The sequence below is a fragment of the Providencia sp. PROV_01 genome, from assembly GCF_053098325.1.
Window position 1 is genome coordinate 29,208 of sequence record NZ_JBRFKD010000002.1, and the last position, 22,042, is coordinate 51,249.

Consider the following 22,042-nt stretch of genomic DNA (forward strand, 5'->3'; position numbering starts at 1 on the left):
AAATTACCTCTATGAATGTATTGATTGTTGATGACGAACCTCTTGCACGGGAAAATGTGCGTTGCCTGCTCGAAGAACACGATGATATTGAAATTATTGGCGAATGTGCCAACGCAATAGAAGCGATTGGCATCATCCATAAAAAAAAGCCTGATGTGGTCTTTTTGGATATTCAAATGCCACGCCTAACGGGTTTAGAAATGGTACGCATGCTAGATCCAGAAGACCGCCCTTATATTGTCTTTCTTACCGCTTTTAATGAATTTGCCATTCAGGCTTTTGAAGAACATGCTTTTGATTACTTGTTAAAACCCCTTGAAACAGAACGATTAGAAAAGACCTTAAACCGCCTACGCCAAGGCAAGCAAAAACAAAATCTAGAGCTGTTAAGTAACAATGAGCCACTAAAATTTATCCCTTGCACTGGCCATAGCCGTATTTATTTAATGAAACTTGATGAAGTGCTATATGCCACCTCGCGAATGAGTGGCGTGTATGTAATGAGTACGCAAGGATTGGAAGGTTTTACAGAGCTCACTTTACGAACCTTAGAAACTCGAACACCTTTAGTGCGCTGCCATCGCCAATATTTAGTCAATATGACCCAATTAAACGAAATTTTATTTGGTGACAGTGGGCAAGCGGAGTTAGTACTGAGCTCAGGTGAGCGCATTCCTGTTAGCCGTCGTTATCTAAAACCACTAAAAGAGGCATTGGGGTTAGCTTAAAATCATAATATGAAAAATTGTTCTCTAATATGTATAACAATTTGAAAACACAACAATCAGATGCTTTATTAAAACTGATTATGGCCGCTAAAAATAACGTGGATAATAATCGTATAATGACAGTTAGTGAAGCTAGAAGAAGGTTGATTGAAAGAAGGGCTAAACAAACTTAAATAAAAAAACCCGCACTTCAATGAAATGCGGGTTTTGTGTTTTAGTAGGGAATTAATCCCTATAAAACCAAGTCATTATGCGTTATGGCTGCTGCTACGACGACGAGGTGCCGCATTAGTGCCATCTTGGCGTGGAGCAGAGTTACCACGGTCACGGTTACCACCGCCACGACGCTCACCGCCGCCACGACGTTCACCACCGCGCTCACCGCCACGGTCATTACGACGACCTGCACCGAAGCCACCTTCGCTACCGCCATCACGACGACCACCACCACGACGCTCACCACCGCCACGACGTTCGAACGGTTGTGCATCACCGATCAGCTGCATTTGAGTTGGTTTATTCAAAATGCGTGCGCGACTTAAATGAGTTAACACGTCCGTTGGCATACCTTTTGGCAATTCAATTGTCGAGTGCGTTCCGTACAATTTGATATTACCGATATAACGGCTGCTGATATCCGCTTCGTTAGCAATCGCACCAACAATGTGACGAACTTCCACACCATCATCACGGCCAACTTCAATACGGTACATCTCCATATCACCCACATCACGACGCTCACGACGACCGCCACGCTCACCGCGTTCTGCACGGTCAAAACCATTACCATTGCTATTACGGTCACGACGATCACCACGACGATCATCACGGTCGTTGAATTCACGACGTGGGCGACGCGGTGCATCTGGTGGCAAGATCAGCGCACGTTCACCTTGTGCCATTTTCAGCAAGGCTGCCGCTAAGGTTTCCATATCAACATCTTCTGATGGGGACATTTTCGCTAACAGTGAACGGTATTGGTCTAAATCGCTGCTTTCTAATTGCTGTTGAATTTTCTCAGCAAATTTCGCCTGACGACGTTGGCTAAGCAGATCTGCATCTGGTAACTCAACTTCAGGAATAGTCAGTTTCATCGTACGTTCAACGTTACGTAGCAGACGACGTTCACGGTTCTCAACAAACAGTAACGCACGGCCCGCACGACCCGCACGACCTGTACGACCAATACGGTGAACGTAAGACTCCGCATCCATTGGGATGTCGTAGTTAACAACTAAGCTAATACGCTCAACATCCAGACCACGCGCTGCAACGTCAGTAGCGATCAAGATATCTAGACGACCATCTTTTAAGCGCTCTAACGTTTGCTCACGCAGTGCTTGGTTCATGTCACCATTCAATGCGGCGCTGTTGTAGCCATTGCGTTCTAATGCTTCAGCCACTTCTAATGTTGCATTTTTGGTGCGTACGAAAATAATCGCAGCATCAAAGTCTTCTGCTTCTAAGAAACGTACTAACGCTTCATTTTTACGCATGCCGTACACAGTCCAATAGCTTTGAGCAATATCTGGACGAGTGGTAATGCTAGCCTGAATGCGAATCTCTTTCGGGTCTTTCATAAAACGACGTGTAATACGACGAATTGGTTCAGGCATTGTTGCAGAGAACAGCGCAGTTTGGTGCTCAGCTGGAATTTGGCTCATGATGTTTTCAACATCTTCAATGAAGCCCATACGCAGCATTTCATCAGCTTCGTCTAAAACTAAGCCTTTTAATTTAGAGAGGTCTAACGTTCCACGTTTTAAGTGATCCAGAAGGCGGCCTGGTGTACCCACAACAATTTGCGGTCCTTGGCGCAGCGCACGTAATTGTACGTCATAACGTTGGCCACCATACAGGGCAACAACGTTAACGCGATTCATATGTTTAGAGAAATCGCTCATTGCTTCCGCTACCTGAACAGCCAACTCACGAGTTGGTGCAAGGACTAAAATTTGCGGAGCTTTTAAATCTGGGTCGATGTTATGCAGTAATGGCAAACTAAATGCAGCAGTTTTACCGCTACCTGTTTGTGCCATACCTAATACATCATTACCATCCATTAACAATGGAATACATTGTTGTTGGATTGGTGATGGTTTTTCATATCCCAGGTCGTTTAGTGCTGTCAAAATAGATGCTGATAAACCTAACTCAGCAAAAGAAATATCGGTCTCAGTAGTCATGTAAAGGTGCCTCATACATAATGGCAGCCAGTTTACATAACCATGCGAAAATCATTTCGGTCATTTTCATTTAAAATGTGAACTGGCTCAAATTGTGTTTATTAAACGAACAAATAGGCCGTCATCCCGAGGGATGATGACTTAAAAAAATATCGTGAAATGTTCGTCAGCTATTGCTGGCCCGATTCTAAAAGGTCGTCTTGTTCTTGGCCTAACAGCGCCAATTCCAACAATGCATAGCGGTGTTCAACAAAGCTGTGAGCGTTGTTAGCTACCGTCAGTTTGAATAACGCAACTGCGCTATCCTTATCCCCCAGACTTAGGTAATGCTTACCTAAATAGAAGTTAGTTTCACTGAGATGCTCAGCGAGCGAAGTGTTATCCGTAGACGTTTCTTTCAAACGCGCCATCAATGTATTTTCATCGATATTGCCAAGATAGAATTCTACGATATTCCAGCCCCATTGCCCTTTCTCCGCTTGGTTGTAGCGGGCGGCAAGATTATCTTGCGCCATACGCGGGTCTATGTCTTTCTCTACGAGATAAAGCCACAGAGTACGAAAAGGATCATTTGGATCTATCTGATAATACGCCAGCAGATCATCCTGCGCTAGTTTGTATCGTTCACCGTAATATAATGCGATGCCACGATTCATTCGCGCGAAATTGTAAGTTGGATCAAGCTCTAAAACAGAATCAAACGCTTCATAGGCAGCATCATAATTGCCTGCCTGCGTAAAATATATTCCTAAAAAATTAAAAACTTCAGGAATATCAGGACGAATGGCTAACGCAGTTGAAAAATCATTACGCGCCAGTGCCCTTAAACCGAGACTATCATACAACACACCGCGCTCATATAAAAGCTGTGCGTATTCATCATCGGTTAAAGACCGGCTCGCAAGAATTTGTTCCATACGAGCCAGTATCACTTCTTGTTGCAATGAAGGTTGAAGTGGAACGGCAAATACCTCGTTCTTTCGCCAATCTTTGCTACTACATCCAATAATAACAAAAAAGATAAGCGCCAAGAGCACACGCGGTAACGTGCGATAATCTCTCACCCGAAGACAGATACTGTTCGACATACTCCGCCCTTACATTACCACGCTTTACAAATTATGGTTTCAGCAAATTTAGGCTGATAGCGCCCTAACTTAATAGAGCGCTGTTAGGTCAGCTTACTCTGCTGAGTCCTGCGGCTGTGCAGTTGATTCTTCAGTTGCTACCGCTTCTTTCATGCTAAGACGGATACGACCTTGACGGTCAATTTCCAATACCTTAACAGGAACTTCTTGACCCATTTGCAGGTAATCTGTCACTTTCTCAACACGCTTGTCCGCGATTTGAGAAATATGAACCAGACCTTCTTTACCCCCACCAATCGCAACGAATGCACCAAAGTCGACGATACGGGTTACTTTACCTGGGTAAATGCGGCCCACTTCAACTTCTGCAGTAATGTCTTCGATACGACGAATGGCTTCTTTCGCTTTCAGGCCATCAGTTGCGGCAATCTTAACAGTACCATCATCTTCGATTTCAATCGTTGTGCCAGTTTCTTCCGTTAATGCACGGATCACTGAACCACCTTTACCGATGACATCTTTGATTTTGTCTGAGTTAATTTTGATCGTGTAAATGCGTGGTGCAAATTCAGAGATCTCTTCACGTGGACCATTAATTGCTTGTTCCATTGTACCAAGAATGTGCAGACGTGCACCTTTTGCTTGGTTCAGAGCAACTTGCATGATTTCACGTGTGATACCTTCGATTTTGATGTCCATTTGCAGTGCACTGATACCTTCACGGCTACCAGCTACTTTAAAGTCCATGTCACCTAAGTGGTCTTCGTCACCTAAGATGTCAGACAGAACAACGAAATCGTTACCTTCTTTCACCAGACCCATTGCAATACCTGCAACAGCGGCTTTAATTGGCACACCAGCATCCATCAGTGCTAATGATGCACCACAAACAGATGCCATTGATGATGAACCATTAGATTCAGTGATTTCAGATACAACACGGATAGTGTATGGGAAATCAGCGTGGTCTGGCATTACTGCTAACACACCACGTTTCGCTAAACGGCCATGGCCGATTTCACGACGTTTTGGTGAACCCACCATACCAGTTTCACCAACAGAGTATGGAGGGAAATTGTAATGGAATAAGAAACGGTCAGTATATTCGCCCATTAATTGGTCGATAACCTGCGCATCACGTTCTGTACCTAACGTTGCCGTTACCAGTGCTTGAGTTTCACCACGAGTAAACAGTGCAGAACCGTGAGTACGTGGCAGAACTCCTGTACGAACGTCCAGAGCGCGAACCATATCTTTTTCGCGGCCATCGATGCGTGGCTCACCACGGATAACACGGCTACGAACAACTTGTTTTTCTAAGCTTGCTAAAATGTCAGCAACTTCAGAAACATCAACGTTTTCGTCTTCAGCAACTAATACTGCAGTGACTTCTTCTTTGATTAAGTCAACCTGCGCGTAGCGCTCTTGTTTCTCAGTGATGCGGTAAGCGTCGCCCATACGGCTTTCAGCTAATTGTGCAACACGGTCATGCAGAGCTTGGTTAACTGGCTCTGGCTGCCAATCCCATTTCTCTTTACCCGCTTCTTTCACTAATTCATTGATATTCTGAATAACAACTTGTTGTTGGTCGTGGCCAAATACCACCGCACCTAACATTTGCTCTTCGCTTAATAAATCAGCTTCAGATTCAACCATTAATACCGCGTTATCAGTACCTGCAACCACTAAGTCCAAACGGCTGTTTTTCAGCTCGTCTGCTGTAGGGTTCAGAACATATTGGTCATTGATAAAACCAACACGTGCCGCACCGATTGGGCCATTAAATGGAACACCTGACAGTGCTAATACTGCAGACGCACCGATCATCGCAACAATATCTGGATTAACTTGTGGGTTAACAGACACAACAGTCGCAATGATTTGAATTTCGTTATAAAAACCTTCTGGGAACAGAGGGCGTAGAGGACGGTCAATCAGACGAGCGATTAACGTTTCACCTTCACCAGGACGACCTTCACGACGGAAGAAGCTTCCTGGGATACGGCCCGCTGCATATGTACGTTCTTGATAGTTAACAGTTAAAGGGAAGAAGTCTTGACCTTCTTTCACTTTTTTCTGTGCAACTGCAGTCACAAATACTGCAGTGTCATCCATGTTAACCATAACAGCAGCAGATGCTTGGCGTGCAATCATACCTGTTTCAATCGAGACAGTATGTTGACCGTATTGGAATTTACGAACAATAGGATTTAACACTATATTACCCTTTTTGTAAGGCTACCTGAGATTCTCAGGGAGCATTGGCTTACTCTTCCTACTACAGCCTCGCGACTAATGAGAATACTGATATTCCAGTGATCAGCTCTCTCATTAGCCGCGCGAATCGGATGCAGCGAAGAGGCATTAATAAAACAGCTTACTACGACTTATAGCTTAGCATTTAAGTTAAGTATAATTCGAGTATTACTTCAACTTTCAAAATAACTTTTAGAAGAAAAGGGGCCTCTGGCCCCTTTTCTCTGAAACTGACTCTACTCGTCATACTTCAAGTTGCAACGTTGCTGACTACATTCACTTGTACTAGCCACATACTGATGTATACACCTAGCAACTCACTCATTTGTCGCCTAGCTGCAACTCAAATTATCTAGAGTAAGATTAGCGACGCAGACCTAAACGCTCGATAAGAGCAGTGTAACGCGCGATATCTTTACCTTTCAAGTAAGCTTGTAAGCGACGACGCTGAGCAACCATACGCAGCAGACCACGACGGCTGTGGTGATCTTTTTTGTGCTCTGCAAAGTGGCTTTGCAGGTGGTTGATTTGTGCAGTCAGCAGAGCGATTTGAACTTCGCTTGAACCAGTGTCATTTTCACCGCGGCCGAACTCAGCAACGATTTTAGCTTTCGCTTCATTACTTAGAGACATAATAAACTCCAAAATGATTAATGTAAGTGATGAGAGCCAATCTCTAATTTAGCATCTCAAGATTAAGCGCCGCTATTCTACGCTGCTTAAGGCAGCAAAGCAATAAGCGCTACTACGCGGGCTGTTCATTTTCCACAACCAAACGCTTCGGTGCGATACGTCCATCCTCACTCACCAGAGCAATGCCGATAAACCGCTGCGCTGTACCACAAGTGACTCGAACCATACCGTCTTCTTCAAGGCCTTCAACCGCAGCTCTTACAGGTTGCCCCTGTTTAAAGTAAGCCGCTGTTTCCTCTGTAATATTTACAGCTGGGAAATGAACGACTGCGGTATCCATTGGCAATAATAAAGTATCAAGCAAGGACTCAAAAGACCCTTCACCTGCATCTACTTTTGCTCGTAAAGCGGCTAATTGCTCTAATGTTACCATTCGCTCATAAGGATAATTAGCCACTTGCACTCGACGCAAGTAAATCACATGCGCACCACAGCCTAACATCTCACCTAGGTCATCAATAATGGTACGAATATAGGTTCCTTTAGAACAGTGTATCTCCAGCTCTAATTCATTGTTTTCTAAACGAATAAACTGCAATTCATACACTGTAATTGGACGAGCTTCACGCTCAACCGTAATTCCTTTACGCGCATATTCATACAATGGACGACCTTGATGTTTCAGCGCAGAATACATTGAAGGAACTTGTAATGTATCACCGCGGAAAAACGCTAAAGCGTCATCCAATTGCTGCTGTGTAAACTCTACGTTACGCTCACTGATAATTTCGCCGTGTGAATCTGACGTGTCAGTACGTTGTCCAAGACGAGCAATGACGCGATAACGTTTATCTGAATCGAGTAAAAACTGGGAAAATTTCGTCGCTTCGCCGAGGCAAACAGGCAACATACCTGTTGCGAGAGGGTCAAGTGCCCCCGTATGCCCAGCTTTATTGGCATTAAAAAAGCGCCGCACTTTTTGCAGCGCATCATTTGAAGAAATATCCGTGGGTTTATCCAGCAGCACTACACCGTCAATATTACGGCCGCTACGACGACGCCCCATTATTTTTCCTCTTTATCACTAACATCCGCACGACGTTTTTCATCATCGCGGATCACATTTGACACTAAATTAGACATCCGCATACCATCAACAAGAGAGTTGTCATACTCAAATGTTAACTCAGGAATAATACGCAAACGCATTGCTTTTCCAATTAATGAACGTATAAAGCCTGATGCTTCATTTAATGCTTTAATGCCGTCTGCAACCATTTCTTCTTCACTTTTATCATTAGCGATATTGAAGAAGGTCACAAAGACTTTACCGTATGCAAGATCGCGAGATAACTCGACACCTGAAACAGTAGCCATACCAATACGTGGGTCTTTGATCTCACGTTGTAAGATGATCGCAATTTCTTTTTGCATCTCTTGCGCAACGCGCTGAGCACGACTGAATTCTTTTGCCATCGTTATATCTCCTGACAATAAAGGGGGCTATCGCCCCCTTATAACACTATTTTGTAATCACGATACTTCGTGGGCTCCCACAAAATTAACCGTCGATAGAACGCTTAACTTCAATGATTTCGAAGACTTCGATCATATCGCCAACGCGAACGTCGTTGTAGTTCTTAACGCCGATACCACATTCCATACCGTTACGAACTTCATTGACGTCATCTTTAAAGCGACGCAGTGATTCTAATTCACCTTCATAGATAACGACGTTATCACGTAATACACGGATTGGGTTATTACGTTTGATGGTGCCTTCAGTGACCATACAACCAGCAACAGCACCGAATTTCGGTGATTTAAACACATCACGAACTTCTGCCAGACCAATAATTTGCTGTTTGTACTCAGGCGCTAACATACCGCTCATAGCTTGTTTGATTTCATCAATTAAGCTATAGATAACAGAGTAGTAGCGTAAGTCAACACTTTCACTTTCAATCACACGACGAGCAGAAGCATCTGCACGTACGTTGAAGCCTAAGATAATAGCATTCGATGCCGCAGCTAATGTTGCGTCAGTTTCAGTGATACCACCGACACCAGAACCGATGATCTTAATTTTAACTTCATCAGTCGACAGCTTCATTAGAGAGTCAGTAATCGCTTCACAAGTACCTTGAACGTCGGTTTTCAGAACGATGTTCAGCTCAGATACTTTACCTTCTTCCATGTTAGCAAACATGTTTTCCAGTTTAGATTTCTGCTGGCGAGCTAATTTAACATCACGGAATTTACCTTGACGGTACAGGGCAACTTCACGTGCTTTTTTCTCGTCACGTACAACGGTGGCTTCATCACCCGCCGAAGGCACGTTAGATAAACCTAAAATCTCAACAGGCATAGAAGGACCTGCAGATTGAACTTCTTTACCTAATTCGTTACGCATTGCACGAATACGGCCATATTCGAAACCACACAGGACGATATCGCCTTTGTTCAATGTACCTTCTTGAACCAGGATTGTTGCAACTGGGCCACGACCTTTGTCTAAGTACGATTCAACAACGACACCGCTTGCCATACCTGCATATACCGCTTTCAGTTCTAAGACTTCAGCTTGCAGCAAGATAGCATCGAGCAGCTCATCAATACCGGTACCTTTCTTCGCAGAAACGCTGATGAACTGAGTATCACCACCCCAATCTTCAGAAATAACACCGTACTGAGACAGCTCATTTCTAACGCGATCTGGGTCTGCTTCTGGTTTATCAATTTTATTTACCGCGACAACAATTGGCACACCTGCCGCTTTCGCATGCTGAATAGCTTCAATTGTTTGTGGCATAACACCATCGTCTGCGGCAACAACCAGAACAACGATATCCGTTGCCTGAGCACCACGAGCACGCATTGAAGTAAACGCGGCGTGACCTGGGGTATCTAAGAAGGTGATCATACCCTTGTCAGTTTGTACGTGGTAAGCACCAATGTGCTGAGTAATACCACCCGCTTCACCTGATGCTACTTTCGTTGAACGAATGTAGTCAAGTAGAGAGGTTTTACCATGGTCAACGTGACCCATAATGGTCACAACTGGCGCACGTGGCTCTTGAAGTGCAGAACCCGTGTCACGGTCATTCATTACCGCTTCTTCTAATTCGTTTTCACGACGCAGAATAACTTTGTGGCCCATTTCCTCTGCGACTAACTGTGCAGTTTCTTGGTCAATCACTTGGTTGATAGTCGCCATGGCGCCCATCTTCATCATAGTTTTGATGACTTGAGAACCTTTTACTGCCATTTTATTAGCAAGTTCACCAACGGTGATCGTTTCACCAATTACCACATCACGGTTAACCGCAACGGCTGGCTTAGTAAAGCTTTGTTGTAAAGAACTACCTTTACGTTGCTTACCTTTGCTGCGACCTGAACGGCCAGCGGCACGTTCTTCTTCGCGATCTGCTTTTTCAGAAAGTTTATTACCTTTCTTTTGGCGAGGTGCTTTTGCAGTACGATTACGTGAACGACGGCCTTCTTCTTTCTCATCACTTTCATCTTCGGCTGCACGAGCGTGCGTCGAAGTTGTTGTGTGATAATCGCTATCTTCTTCAGTTTTCGTGTCTGCAGTCCACTTTTCACCGTTTTCTTCAGCCATTTTGCGTGCTTCTTCAGCCACGCGACGTGCTTCTGCTTCAACTTTGCGCTGAGTTTCTTCTTCAGCTTTACGTTTTAGCTCCGCAGCTTCAGCTTCACGGCGTTGTTTGTCGGCATTACTTTCTACAGCTTTGCCTGCTTTTTGTTGATTTTCGCTTGGTTTCACTTTTTCTCTTTCCGCTGCTTCGCGCGTAGCTTTATCTGCTGCTTCACGTTTTGCTTTCTCTTGGGCTTCACGTTTTGCCTTTTCTTCCGCTTCACGTTTAGCTGTTTCTTCTGCTAATCGTTTTGCTTCTGCTTGACGTTGTGCCAGTTCTTCAGCTTCGCGCTGTGCCTGCTCTTCCGCTTCACGCTGCGCCTGCTCTTCCGCTTTTGCTTCTTCAGCATCACGGTTCACATAAGTGCGTTTTTTGCGGACTTCGACATTTACCGATTTGCTTTTGCCACCGGTGACGGGGACACTCAGCGTACTACGAGTTTTGCGCTGTAGTGTCAATTTGCTTGGCTGACCCGCTACTCCGCCTTGTTCACGGTTTAAATGGCTCAGTAAAGCTTCTTTTTCTGACTGGCTAACAGAGTCATTCTCACCTTTTTTGATCCCTGCTTCAGCAAATTGCTGTACCAGGCGATCAACTGTGGTTTGAATTTCCGTTGCCAATGTTTTTACAGTTTCTGTCATGCCGTTCCTTCCTGCTACAGTGTTTACGCATCGTTACCGAACCAGCAAATATTACGTGCGGCCATGATGAGCGTACCTGCTTTCTCATCATCCAGACCTTCAATATCAATCAGGTCGTCGATGCCCTGCTCAGCAAGATCTTCCAGTGTACAGATTCCACGAGTAGCCAAATTATAGGCAAGAGTACGATCCATACCTTCAAGATTCAACAAATCTTCTGCTGGCTGATTATCACCTAGGCTCTCTTTTTGAGCCAATTCTATTGTGGTGAGGGCCGCTTTCGCTCTTTCACGTAGAACTTCAACAGTCTCTTCATCAAGACCATCAATTTCCAGAAGTTCATTAATAGGCACGTAAGCCAGTTCTTCTAACGTCGAGAAGCCTTCTTCAACAAGTGCAGTGGCAAACTCTTCATCAATATCAAGATGCTTGGTGAATGTATCAATAGAAGCATGTGCTTCTGCCTGATGTTTTGCATTAAGCTCTTCTGCGGTCATGACGTTTAATTCCCACTTGTCATCACCACGGTGTTTTTTCAGTAATTGCGCTGCCAGACGCACGTTTTGACCGTTACGTCCAATGGCTTGCGCCAGATTACTGCTTTCTACGGCAACATCCATCGTACATTTGTCTTCATCGACCACGATAGATGCAACATCAGCCGGAGCCATTGCATTAATAACGAATTGAGCTGGGTTATCGTCCCATAACACAATATCAATTCTTTCGCCGCCTAATTCACTAGAAACGGCTTGAACTCGTGCTCCACGCATACCAACACAAGCACCAACAGGGTCGATACGCTTGTCATTAGTTTTAACCGCAATTTTTGCACGAGAACCTGGGTCACGGGCAGCGGCTTTGATTTCAATAATTTCTTCACCGATTTCTGGCACTTCAATGCGGAATAACTCAATCAGCATTTCAGGGCGAGAACGCGTAACAAAAAGTTGTGCGCCGCGCGCTTCAGGACGAACATCATACAGGACTCCGCGGATACGGTCACCTGGACGGAAGTTTTCACGTGGCAACATATCTTCACGCAGAATCACAGCCTCAGCGTTATTGCCTAAGTCTAACGTGATATTTTCACGATTAACTTTTTTCACCTGAGCAGTGATAATTTCACCTTGTTGCTCACGGAATTGGTCAACAACCATCGCACGCTCTGCTTCGCGTACTTTCTGTACGATAACTTGCTTAGCTGTTTGAGTGGTAATACGGTCAAATACAACAGACTCGATTTGGTCTTCGACGTACTCTCCAAGCTGCAGTGCAGGATCTTCGTATTGAGCCGCTTCTAACGTAATTTCACGCGTTGGCATTGTGACTTCTTCGACAATTAACCAACGACGGAAGGTGTCGAAATCACCTGATTTACGGTCAATTTCTACACGGACATCAATTTCTTGCTCGTATTTCTTTTTAGTCGCCGTCGCTAATGCAGTTTCCAGAGCCTCGAAGATTTTTTCACGAGGGAGGGATTTTTCGTTAGAAACCGCTTCTACAACAGCCAGAATTTCTTTATTCATCCTAGTTGCCTCATTGAACTTTATTAAAAGTGGGGTACCAAGTTAGCTTTCTGGATGTTGCCGAGGGCGAACACCTCATCCTTACCATCTACAGTAACCGTAATCATTTCACCGTCTATGGCCTTAATAACGCCTTGCCACCTACGGCGGTTCTGCATTGCTATACGCAAAGTCAATGCCACCTCTTCACCCATAAAACGCTCGTAATGCGCAATAGTGAATAATGGACGCTCAAGCCCTGGTGACGATATTTCCAGGTTATAAATGACAGAAATTGGATCTTCAACGTCCAATACTGCACTGACCTGATGGCTGACATCAGCACAATCATCAACAGTGATGCCTTCTTCACTATCGATGAAGACACGCAGTGTCGATGTGCGACCACGGATAAACTCTAAGCCAACAAATTCAAAGCCTAGCGCCTCCACCGGTGCTGAAATCATCTCTGTTAATTTCTGTTCTAATGTGGACAAGCCCACCCCCAGACATAAAAAAAGGGCTATAAAAGCCCAGTTAATTCGATTGTCAAATAACAAAAAACCCCGAAATTCGGGGCTTTATGCAACTGGACCCTGTAGTGCACGGGTTCACCATATTCTTATTATACCTGTAAAATCTAGAGAAATCGATGAGAAATTTTGAGAGCTGTTAGTTAACTGCACTTGATTGCTACACCGGATAACTACTATAGACTAAGATACTGACAAGGTATGTTGAATAAGAAATGGTTGCGGGAGCCGGATTTGAACCGACGACCTTCGGGTTATGAGCCCGACGAGCTACCAAGCTGCTCCATCCCGCGTTCGAAAACGTGTCATATTCTACACAGATAACCTGCAAATCACAAGCCATCTAAAATAATGGTGCCGAGGACGGGACTTGAACCCGTACGCCCGTTTTGTAGGCACTACCACCTCAAGGTAGCGTGTATACCAATTTCACCACCTCGGCACTGAGGCGAGGTTATCAATAGTTAATCAATAACCTCAAATTTTAACTTCTCACTCATCGCTGAGCTTACTACTTAATGATGGCATTAGTTGCCTTCATTCGGAATCTTTCACACTTAACGAGGGATATCGCTCGTTGGTGTAGCTGGTGCTGCCGGAACGTCTGTTGGTTGCTCGACTTTTGTAGGTTCACTAATGTTTTCCCACTTACTACCACTACCAGTTCCGTACTTGTTAGCAGTCATATTGCCAAGTATCAAACTGATGATGAAAAACACAGCAGCCAAGATTCCAGTCATACGGGTCATGAAGTTACCTGAGCCCGATGAACCAAACAGTGTTGCAGAAGCGCCCGCACCGAATGAAGCTCCCATGTCAGCACCTTTACCTTGCTGTAACATAATCAGACCAATAAGCCCGATAGCCGCTAGCAAGAAAATAATTAAAAGAGCTACATACATTTGAGTTACCTATTCAGTTGCGGTGCATAGCCTAATGCTATGACCTTTATCACTGCACACCTACTCATTTCGACCGTGAAAGAATACTCTTACGGGATTGAGCAGGTGCGAATACTAACCAAAGCTGAGCCGACAAGCAAGTCTATTTTGATTCCATTTGATTATTTGCAGAAAAAAACAACAAATCATCAAAATATCGCTCAGCTTCACCCATAATAACTTAGCCCGCTGCTTTTACAGCATCCGCAATATAGTTTGCCATTGCAGTCACATCAGCTTCATTTTCACCTTCAACCATGACACGGATTAACGGCTCTGTTCCTGATTTTCTCAGTAATACACGGCCTTTTCCTGCCAATTGTTTTTCAACTTCTTCGTTCGCTGCAACCACCGCATCACTTTGTAGTGGATCGTGTTGGCCTTTGAAACGGACATTGACTAACACTTGAGGTAATAATTTCATACCACTGCATAAGTCATGTAAGCTCATATGGTTACGTACCATAGCACTTAATACCTGCAAGCCTGCAACAATCCCGTCACCAGTAGTCGTTTTATCCAATAAAATCACGTGGCCTGAGTTTTCAGCCCCCATGCGCCAACCTTTTTCCTGTAATTTTTCGAGGACATAGCGGTCGCCCACTTTTGCACGCTCAAAAGGAATTCCTAGCTGTTTCAGAGCGATTTCTAATCCCATATTACTCATTAGTGTTCCGACTACGCCGCCTTTTAGCTGGCCTTGACGTAGCGCTTCACGAGCAATAATAAAGAGGATTTGGTCACCATCGACTTTTTCACCGAGGTGGTCAACCATGATAATGCGGTCGCCATCACCATCAAATGCCAAGCCAACGTGTGCTTTTTCTTCCAGTACTTTTTGTTGCAATTGACGCACATCCGTTGCACCACATTCTTCATTGATGTTGATCCCATTAGGATCACAACCGATAGTGATAACCTCAGCCCCTAATTCACGAAACACATTTGGTGCGATGTGATAAGTCGCCCCGTTAGCACAGTCAATCACTATTTTTAAACTTGCTAGGCTTTGTTCGTTCGGGAACGTACCTTTACAAAATTCAATATAACGGCCCGCAGCATCGACAATACGGTTTGCACGACCTAATTCTGCTGATTCAACGCATGTGATCGGCTTTTCCATTTCAGCTTCAATAGCTTCTTCGACTTCATCAGGCAATTTGGTTCCATCAATTGAGAAGAATTTAATCCCATTGTCATAATATGGGTTATGAGATGCTGAAATGACAATCCCCGCTTCTGCGCGGAAAGTACGTGTTAAATAAGCGACCGCAGGGGTTGGCATTGGGCCAGTGAAAGATGCGGATAAACCTGCAGCAGCTAAGCCAGCTTCTAGCGAGGATTCCAACATATAACCAGAAATACGCGTATCTTTACCAATAATAATTTTACGAGAACCATGACGTGCGAGAACTTTTCCTGCCGCCCAACCTAATTTTAAAACAAAATCAGGGGTAATTGGGCTATCGCCCACTTTGCCACGAATACCATCAGTACCAAAATATTTACGGTCGCTCATACGCTTATTTTTCCTTTTCTGACAGAGTCATCTGTACCACTTGCATCGCTTGCACGGTTTCTTTGACATCATGAACTCGAATGATGTGTGCTCCTTGCATCGCAGCAATCACTGCGCAAGTTAGGCTGCCTGCGAGACGTTCTTGTGGTGGAACATTTAATAATTGTCCAATCATAGATTTACGTGACATCCCTGCCAATAGCGGTAGTCCGAAATTATGAAATTGCTCTAAGTTTGCCAATAACTGGTAATTATGCGACAAGTTCTTACCAAAACCAAAGCCTGGATCAAGGATAATTTGCTGTCTCTCTATCCCTGCAGTCACGCATCGGGTGATTTCAGCGTCAAGATAGTCTTTTACTTCACGCACCACGTTTTCATAATTTGGTGCTTCTTGCATCGTTCTTGGCTGGCCTTGCATATGCATAATGCAAACGGGTAAACCTGTTTTCGCAGCAACTTCTAATGCACCTGGCTCATGGAGCGAACGAATGTCATTGATAATATGCATGCCTGCGTTTGCAGCTTCGGCCATGACTTTCGCTTTCGAAGTATCAACTGAAATCCACACATCAAAACGCTGTGCTATCGCTTCAACAATGGGAATAACTCGGTCAAGTTCCTCATTCACAGAGACTTCAGCGGCGCCAGGACGGGTCGATTCGCCACCAATATCAATGATAGCCGCGCCGTGTTGAACCATTTTTGCCACATGCTCAAGCGCATCATGATAACGATTATGAGTGCCACCATCTGAAAATGAATCAGGAGTGACATTCAAAATCCCCATCACCTTTGGTGTGGATAAGTCAAGAACACTGCCTCTCGCTTTGATTTGCATTGTTATTTTTCCTTAACGAAAAAAACCCCAGCGAACTGGGGTCTTAGTATTTTATTTCACGACCGCTTATTGTGGTTTGCTGTCGTTATTATCTGATGGTTTTGATTCATCAGTATTATTACTATTATCGGTATTACTTGGTTCTTCAGCACTGTTATTAGGTTCTTCAGATTGAGGTTTTTCGGCTGTTTTTGCTACATTTGCCGCACCTTTACCAAATGTTCCCGTCACATTACTGACTTTTTTATCTTCATCCCAACCCGCTGGTTCACGAACTGGACGACGATTCATTAAATCATCAATCATTGGCATATCGATAGTTTCATATTTCAGTAATGCATCTTTCGTTGCATGTAGAATATCGATATTGTCTTCCAGTGTTTTGTAAGCCAGTTGGTAACAGTGGTCTAAAATTTTCTTAATTTCTTCATCAACAATACGTGCTGTTTCATCAGAAATTCCAGAACCATTACCTGAAGAACGACCTAAGAACGCTGGACCTTCTTCTTTCGAGTATTGCATTGGGCCTAAACGGTCTGAGAAGCCCCATTGCGTTACCATGTTACGTGCCGTATTAGTTGCAAACTGAATATCTGAAGATGCTCCCGTCGTTACTTTATCGCGACCGTAAATCAGTTCTTCAGCAATACGCCCCGCATAGGCTGTCGCAATCATACCTTCGAGTTTCAAGCGACTACGGCTAACTTCATCACCTTCCGGTAAGAAGAAGGCCACACCCAGTGCTTGACCACGTGGAACAATTGTGACTTTGTGAACAGGGTCATGCTCTGGCATTAAATGACCGATAATCATATGACCACCTTCATGGTAAGCCGTTGATTCTTTTTGCTCTTCGGTCATCATCAGAGAACGACGCTCTGCACCCATCCAAATTTTGTCACGCGCTTTTTCGAATTCAACCATGGAAACGACACGCATGTTTGCACGTGCGGCAAACAACGCGGCTTCGTTAACCAAGTTTGCCAATTCAGCACCCGAGAAGCCAGGTGTTGCACGAGCAAGAATGAAAGTATCTACGCTTGGGTCGATAGGAACACGACGCATATGTACTTTCAGAATTTGTTCACGGCCACGAACGTCTGGTAAGCCAACAACTACCTGACGGTCAAAACGACCTGGACGTAATAAAGCAGGGTCAAGTACGTCAGCACGGTTAGTTGCTGCGATAACAATAATACCCTCATTACCTTCAAAACCGTCCATTTCAACTAGCATTTGGTTCAGTGTTTGCTCACGCTCATCGTGACCACCACCAAGACCGGCACCACGTTGACGACCTACTGCGTCAATCTCATCGATAAAGATGATACAAGGCGCTGCTTTTTTCGCTTGTTCGAACATATCACGAACACGAGAAGCCCCCACACCCACAAACATTTCCACGAAGTCTGAACCGGAAATAGTGAAGAATGGGACTTTTGCCTCACCAGCGATAGCTTTTGCCAGTAATGTTTTACCTGTTCCTGGAGGCCCTACCATCAGGACGCCTTTTGGAATTTTACCGCCAAGTTTTTGGAAACGAGCAGGTTCACGCAGAAACTCTACGATTTCGCCTACTTCTTCTTTGGCTTCATCACACCCAGCAACGTCTGCAAATGTTGTTTTGATCTGATCTTCTGTCAGCATGCGGGCTTTACTTTTGCCAAATGACATCGCCCCCTTGCCGCCACCGCCTTGCATCTGGCGCATGAAGAAAATCCAGACACCAATCAACAGAAGCATTGGGAACCAGGAAATAAAAATAGATGTCAGTAAGCTAGGTTCTTCTGGTGGTTCACCAACAACCGTCACATGCTTATTCAGCAAAGTGTCTAACAGCTTCTCATCCTGCATAGGAAGATAAGTTGTATAGCGGCTATTATCAGCCTTTCTGACGTTCAGTTCACGACCGGTGATACGAACTTCACGCACCTGATCCTGGGCTAACTCATTGATAAACGTAGAATAATCGACTCTGCGACTATTCGAATCGCTTGGGCCAAAACTCTGGAACAAGGACATCAGAACAACTGCGATGACTAACCAGAGAATCAGGTTTTTCGCCATGTCACTCAAGGGATTAACCTCATATTACAACTGTGTTAACAAATAACGCTCAGGGTACTATAGTTTTAGCCCTGTCGCTACAATGTATACTTCACGTGACCGTGCCCGCGAAGATTCGGGTTTACGAACTTTTACTTTCGTAAACAGGGAGCGGATATCCCTAAGGTAATCGTCAAAGCCTTCTCCCTGAAACACTTTAACAATGAAACTCCCCCCAGGCGCCAATACAGCACGGCACATATCCAATGCTAATTCAACTAGATACATAGAGCGAGGAATATCAACCGCTGGAGTCCCACTCATATTTGGCGCCATGTCAGACATGACCACCTGTACTTTTTTGTCGCCAACGCGTTCTAACAAAGCGGCGAGAACGGCTTCATCGCGAAAATCCCCTTGCAGGAAATCAACGCCAACGATTGGGTCCATCGGCAATAAGTCACAAGCAATAACCCGCCCATTATGACCTATTTGGCTAACAACGTATTGCGACCAACCACCAGGGGCTGCTCCTAAATCAACAACGGTCATACCTGGTTTAAAAATTTTATCACCTTGCTGGATTTCTTCCAGCTTAAACCATGCACGTGAGCGTAGCCCTTTTTTTTGTGCTTGCTGAACATATTTATCACTAAAATGCTCTTGCAACCAGCGACTTGAGCTTGCCGAACGTTTTTTATTGGCCATTGTGCTTTCCAACTATACTAAAAGAACTTCACCTAACTTGCTGCTTCTTTACCATCAAAAAGATATAATTGATGGTGACAGATATCAGATGGCGGTAGAATAAGCCATTTTCAATACTAACCAAGCAAAAAATCAATGAATCTTAATAAAAAACAAATTCAGCACCTAAAAAGTCTCGCTCACCATTTAAACCCTGTTGTTATGATCGGCAACAATGGTTTAACCGAAGGTGTTTTGGCTGAGATTGAACTCTCATTAGCGCATCATGAGCTTATCAAAGTCAAGATCGCAGGCGAAGACCGTGATACTAAAAATTTGATCGCTGATGCGATTGTTCGCGAAACTGGTGCAGTAAATGTACAAATCATCGGTAAAATTCTTGTTATCTACCGTCCTTCGGCAGACCGCAAAATCATTTTACCTAAATAATTTCCCATCATTTATATAAAAATGCCATTGAAAGCATGTTTTATATGATGAAAAAGGCCGCCTGCGGCCTTTTTCTTTAAATCAGGGAAATAATATAACCAATTCAGGGAAATAGGAATCAGATATACTCAACTTTAAGAATTTCGAACTCAACATCGCCACCTGGGGTTTTAATTGAGACCACGTCATCAACTTCTTTACCCACTAAACCACGTGCTATCGGGGAGTTAACAGAAATCAGATTGATCTTAATATCTGCTTCGTCATCACCAACGATACGATACGTTAGCTCTTCATCGGTATCAACATTCAGTACTGTCACAGTTGCGCCAAAGATAACGCGACCATTATTGACCATTTTAGTTACATCGATCACTTGAGCGTGAGAAAGCTTACCTTCGATTTCTTGAATACGGCCCTCACAGAAACCTTGTTGCTCACGTGCTGCATGATATTCTGCATTTTCTTTTAAGTCACCGTGCTCACGCGCTTCTGCAATAGATGCAATAATTTCTGGGCGACGGACAGATTTAAGGAATTCAAGCTCTTCTCTTAGCTTATCCGCACCAAGTACCGTCATCGGGATCTGTTTCATTAATAAATACCTCGGTTCAATCCTATCTAAAAACAAGTATCTTCCTGATTTTGTAACAACAGTACACCGAACACCTACGTAAAACCGGGGGTGTTCTAGTAAAAAAACGCAATCAGACTTATGTACTCATTTATCTTATCATAATGTACGCTATTTTAACTGAGACTTAATAACGGGTCACCGTTTACTTTCTTGGGCATTACACTTTAGTATGTATTATATGTCCACCCTAATGCGTGAAATATATGTCATTATTAACTTTAACCAGAAAATGGATCATCTCTTTAGGAATTACCTTAGCCAGTACGCAAGTTTTTGCGATTCCTATTGATGAGTACAAACAATATTTACCTGATGGCACTAACCTTGCTCTGGTCGCGCAAAAAGTGGGAAGTAGCACCCCATTAATTGATTATAATGCACAGCAAATGGCATTACCTGCAAGTACACAAAAGGTTGTGACCGCTCTTGCTGCCCTATTACAACTGGGGCCTGATTACCGTTTTGTCACCAATTTTGAAACTGATGCAAAACTTAGCAACAACACATTGACTGGCGATTTAGTGATCCGCTTCAGTGGTGACCCAACACTAACCCGTCAACAAATTCGCAATATGGCTAATGCGTTAAAGCAGCTTGGGATCCATAAGGTTGATGGCGATCTCGTCGTTGATATTTCTGCTTTTACTAGCCATGACAAAGCGCCTGGTTGGGTTTGGAATGATATGACCCAATGCTTTAGTGCGCCACCTGCAGCTGCTATCATTGACCGCAACTGTTTTTCAGTTTCTCTTTACCCCGCTGAAAAAGCAGGTGACTATGCCTTCATTAAGGCGGCTAGTTTTTACCCTGTCAATATGTTCAGCGAAGTCAAAACATTAGCTAAAGGCTCCCCTGAAGCGCGCTATTGCGAACTTGATGTTGTTCCTGGTGAACTGAATCGCTATACCTTGACAGGTTGCTTAACTCAACGCAGCGAGCCCTTACCACTTGCCTTTGCGGTACAAAACGGAGCAAGTTACTCAGGGGCGATTGTCAAAAATGAATTAACCACTGCGGGTATTGAGCTCACCGGCCATGTGAAAAAGCGCACATTCCCAGCGCCTCAATCACAAGTGTTAGTCAAAACTGAATCTAAACCACTGCATGACTTGTTAAAAGTGATGCTAAAAAAATCCGATAATATGATAGCAGACACTGTTTTTCGTACTATCGGTCGAGAATATTATGGCGTCCCAGGTACTTGGCGCTCAGGATCCGATGCGGTAAGACAAGTACTGAAGCAAAAAGCGGGGATCGATCTTGGCAATACTGTGATGGTTGATGGTTCAGGACTGTCTCGCCACAATTTGATCACGCCTGCAACAATGATGGAGATCTTGCAATTTATCGCAAAAAACGATCAACAGCTCGATTTTATCTCCATGCTTCCACTTGCAGGTCATGATGGTACATTGCGTTATCGTGGCGGCTTTGATGAAGCTGGTGTAAATGGTAAAGTTTCCGCCAAAACGGGGGCATTGCAAGGGGTCTATAATCTCGCAGGTTTTATCACAACTGCCAGTGGCCAGCGTGTTGCTTTTGTGCAGTTTATCTCTGCTTATGCAGTACCGCAAAACCAGCAACGTACTCGTCGAGTACCATTAGTACGGTTTGAAAGCCGTTTGTATAAAGATCTGTATCAGAAAAACTGATCATACGTGATTTAGATATTAAAAAGGCGCTTTC

Annotated in this window: 18 protein-coding genes and 2 tRNA genes; 3 read left to right on the top strand and 17 right to left on the bottom strand. The window is 44.2% G+C overall.

Annotation, left to right across the window (positions count from 1 at the left end; all coding sequences use genetic code 11):
* Window positions 1-11: 11 nt before the first annotated feature.
* A complete protein-coding gene (gene btsR, locus ACU696_RS00780) occupies window positions 12-728 on the top strand; it encodes a two-component system response regulator BtsR (protein ID WP_110731590.1) in 717 nt (238 codons plus the stop codon).
* A gap of 248 nt (window positions 729-976) precedes the next feature.
* Here the strand turns inward: btsR and ACU696_RS00785 are convergent, their stop codons facing one another.
* The 16 genes from ACU696_RS00785 to rlmE all read right to left on the bottom strand — a co-directional run bounded on the left by ACU696_RS00785 (window position 977) and on the right by rlmE (window position 19,290).
* Entirely contained in the window at window positions 977-2,914 is a 1,938-nt protein-coding gene (locus ACU696_RS00785; RefSeq protein ID WP_004907484.1) for a DEAD/DEAH family ATP-dependent RNA helicase, read from the bottom strand.
* Between the two features lie 170 nt (window positions 2,915-3,084).
* The gene (gene nlpI / locus ACU696_RS00790) at window positions 3,085-4,002 is read right to left on the bottom strand and encodes a lipoprotein NlpI (protein ID WP_004907480.1); all 918 of its coding nucleotides are present in this window, start codon (window positions 4,000-4,002) and stop codon (window positions 3,085-3,087) included.
* 93 nt (window positions 4,003-4,095) lie between these two features.
* Window positions 4,096-6,219, bottom strand: coding sequence for a polyribonucleotide nucleotidyltransferase (gene pnp, locus ACU696_RS00795; RefSeq protein WP_004907477.1), 2,124 nt, complete (start codon window positions 6,217-6,219; stop codon window positions 4,096-4,098).
* Between the two features lie 402 nt (window positions 6,220-6,621).
* Window positions 6,622-6,891 (bottom strand): 30S ribosomal protein S15, encoded by a 270-nt coding sequence (gene rpsO, locus ACU696_RS00800; protein WP_004905890.1) that lies wholly within the window; start codon window positions 6,889-6,891, stop codon window positions 6,622-6,624.
* 112 nt (window positions 6,892-7,003) lie between these two features.
* On the bottom strand, window positions 7,004-7,957 hold the full coding sequence (gene truB, locus ACU696_RS00805; RefSeq protein WP_109912119.1) for a tRNA pseudouridine(55) synthase TruB: 954 nt from the start codon (window positions 7,955-7,957) through the stop codon (window positions 7,004-7,006).
* Window positions 7,957-8,367: a 30S ribosome-binding factor RbfA gene (rbfA, locus tag ACU696_RS00810; RefSeq protein ID WP_004905894.1), complete on the bottom strand. Its 411-nt coding sequence runs from the start codon at window positions 8,365-8,367 to the stop codon at window positions 7,957-7,959. Before rbfA ends, truB begins: the two co-directional genes overlap by 1 nt.
* Window positions 8,368-8,452: 85 nt before the next feature.
* A complete protein-coding gene (infB, locus tag ACU696_RS00815; protein ID WP_109912120.1) occupies window positions 8,453-11,191 on the bottom strand; it encodes a translation initiation factor IF-2 in 2,739 nt (912 codons plus the stop codon).
* A 23-nt stretch (window positions 11,192-11,214) separates the two neighbouring features.
* Entirely contained in the window at window positions 11,215-12,723 is a 1,509-nt protein-coding gene (nusA, locus tag ACU696_RS00820; RefSeq protein WP_004905898.1) for a transcription termination factor NusA, read from the bottom strand.
* A gap of 23 nt (window positions 12,724-12,746) precedes the next feature.
* Window positions 12,747-13,199, bottom strand: a complete 453-nt coding sequence (rimP, locus tag ACU696_RS00825; protein WP_004907471.1) for a ribosome maturation factor RimP — start codon at window positions 13,197-13,199, stop codon at window positions 12,747-12,749.
* A gap of 252 nt (window positions 13,200-13,451) precedes the next feature.
* A tRNA-Met gene (locus tag ACU696_RS00830) sits at window positions 13,452-13,528 on the bottom strand.
* Window positions 13,529-13,587: 59 nt separating this feature from the next.
* Window positions 13,588-13,677, bottom strand: a tRNA-Leu gene (locus ACU696_RS00835).
* 115 nt (window positions 13,678-13,792) lie between these two features.
* Window positions 13,793-14,137 carry a preprotein translocase subunit SecG gene (gene secG / locus ACU696_RS00840; RefSeq protein WP_004905902.1) on the bottom strand — a complete coding sequence of 115 codons (345 nt, stop codon included), beginning with the start codon at window positions 14,135-14,137 and terminating at the stop codon, window positions 13,793-13,795.
* Window positions 14,138-14,357: 220 nt separating this feature from the next.
* Window positions 14,358-15,695: a phosphoglucosamine mutase gene (glmM, locus tag ACU696_RS00845; RefSeq protein ID WP_004907470.1), complete on the bottom strand. Its 1,338-nt coding sequence runs from the start codon at window positions 15,693-15,695 to the stop codon at window positions 14,358-14,360.
* Between the two features lie 4 nt (window positions 15,696-15,699).
* Entirely contained in the window at window positions 15,700-16,536 is an 837-nt protein-coding gene (folP, locus tag ACU696_RS00850) for a dihydropteroate synthase (protein ID WP_004907467.1), read from the bottom strand.
* Window positions 16,537-16,602: 66 nt separating this feature from the next.
* Window positions 16,603-18,612, bottom strand: a complete 2,010-nt coding sequence (gene ftsH, locus ACU696_RS00855; protein ID WP_004907466.1) for an ATP-dependent zinc metalloprotease FtsH — start codon at window positions 18,610-18,612, stop codon at window positions 16,603-16,605.
* Window positions 18,613-18,660: 48 nt separating this feature from the next.
* Window positions 18,661-19,290 (bottom strand): 23S rRNA (uridine(2552)-2'-O)-methyltransferase RlmE, encoded by a 630-nt coding sequence (gene rlmE / locus ACU696_RS00860; RefSeq protein WP_004905912.1) that lies wholly within the window; start codon window positions 19,288-19,290, stop codon window positions 18,661-18,663.
* A gap of 135 nt (window positions 19,291-19,425) precedes the next feature.
* On the opposite strand from rlmE, the gene yhbY reads away from it, so the two are divergent.
* Entirely contained in the window at window positions 19,426-19,719 is a 294-nt protein-coding gene (gene yhbY / locus ACU696_RS00865) for a ribosome assembly RNA-binding protein YhbY (protein WP_004905914.1), read from the top strand.
* Window positions 19,720-19,837: 118 nt separating this feature from the next.
* On the opposite strand, the gene greA is transcribed toward yhbY, so the two are convergent.
* Window positions 19,838-20,314, bottom strand: a complete 477-nt coding sequence (gene greA, locus ACU696_RS00870) for a transcription elongation factor GreA (RefSeq protein ID WP_004907463.1) — start codon at window positions 20,312-20,314, stop codon at window positions 19,838-19,840.
* Window positions 20,315-20,559: 245 nt separating this feature from the next.
* On the opposite strand from greA, the gene dacB reads away from it, so the two are divergent.
* Complete coding sequence (gene dacB, locus ACU696_RS00875; protein ID WP_110731588.1) at window positions 20,560-22,008, top strand: serine-type D-Ala-D-Ala carboxypeptidase; 1,449 nt, start codon at window positions 20,560-20,562, stop codon at window positions 22,006-22,008.
* The last annotated feature ends 34 nt before the right edge of the window (window positions 22,009-22,042 follow it).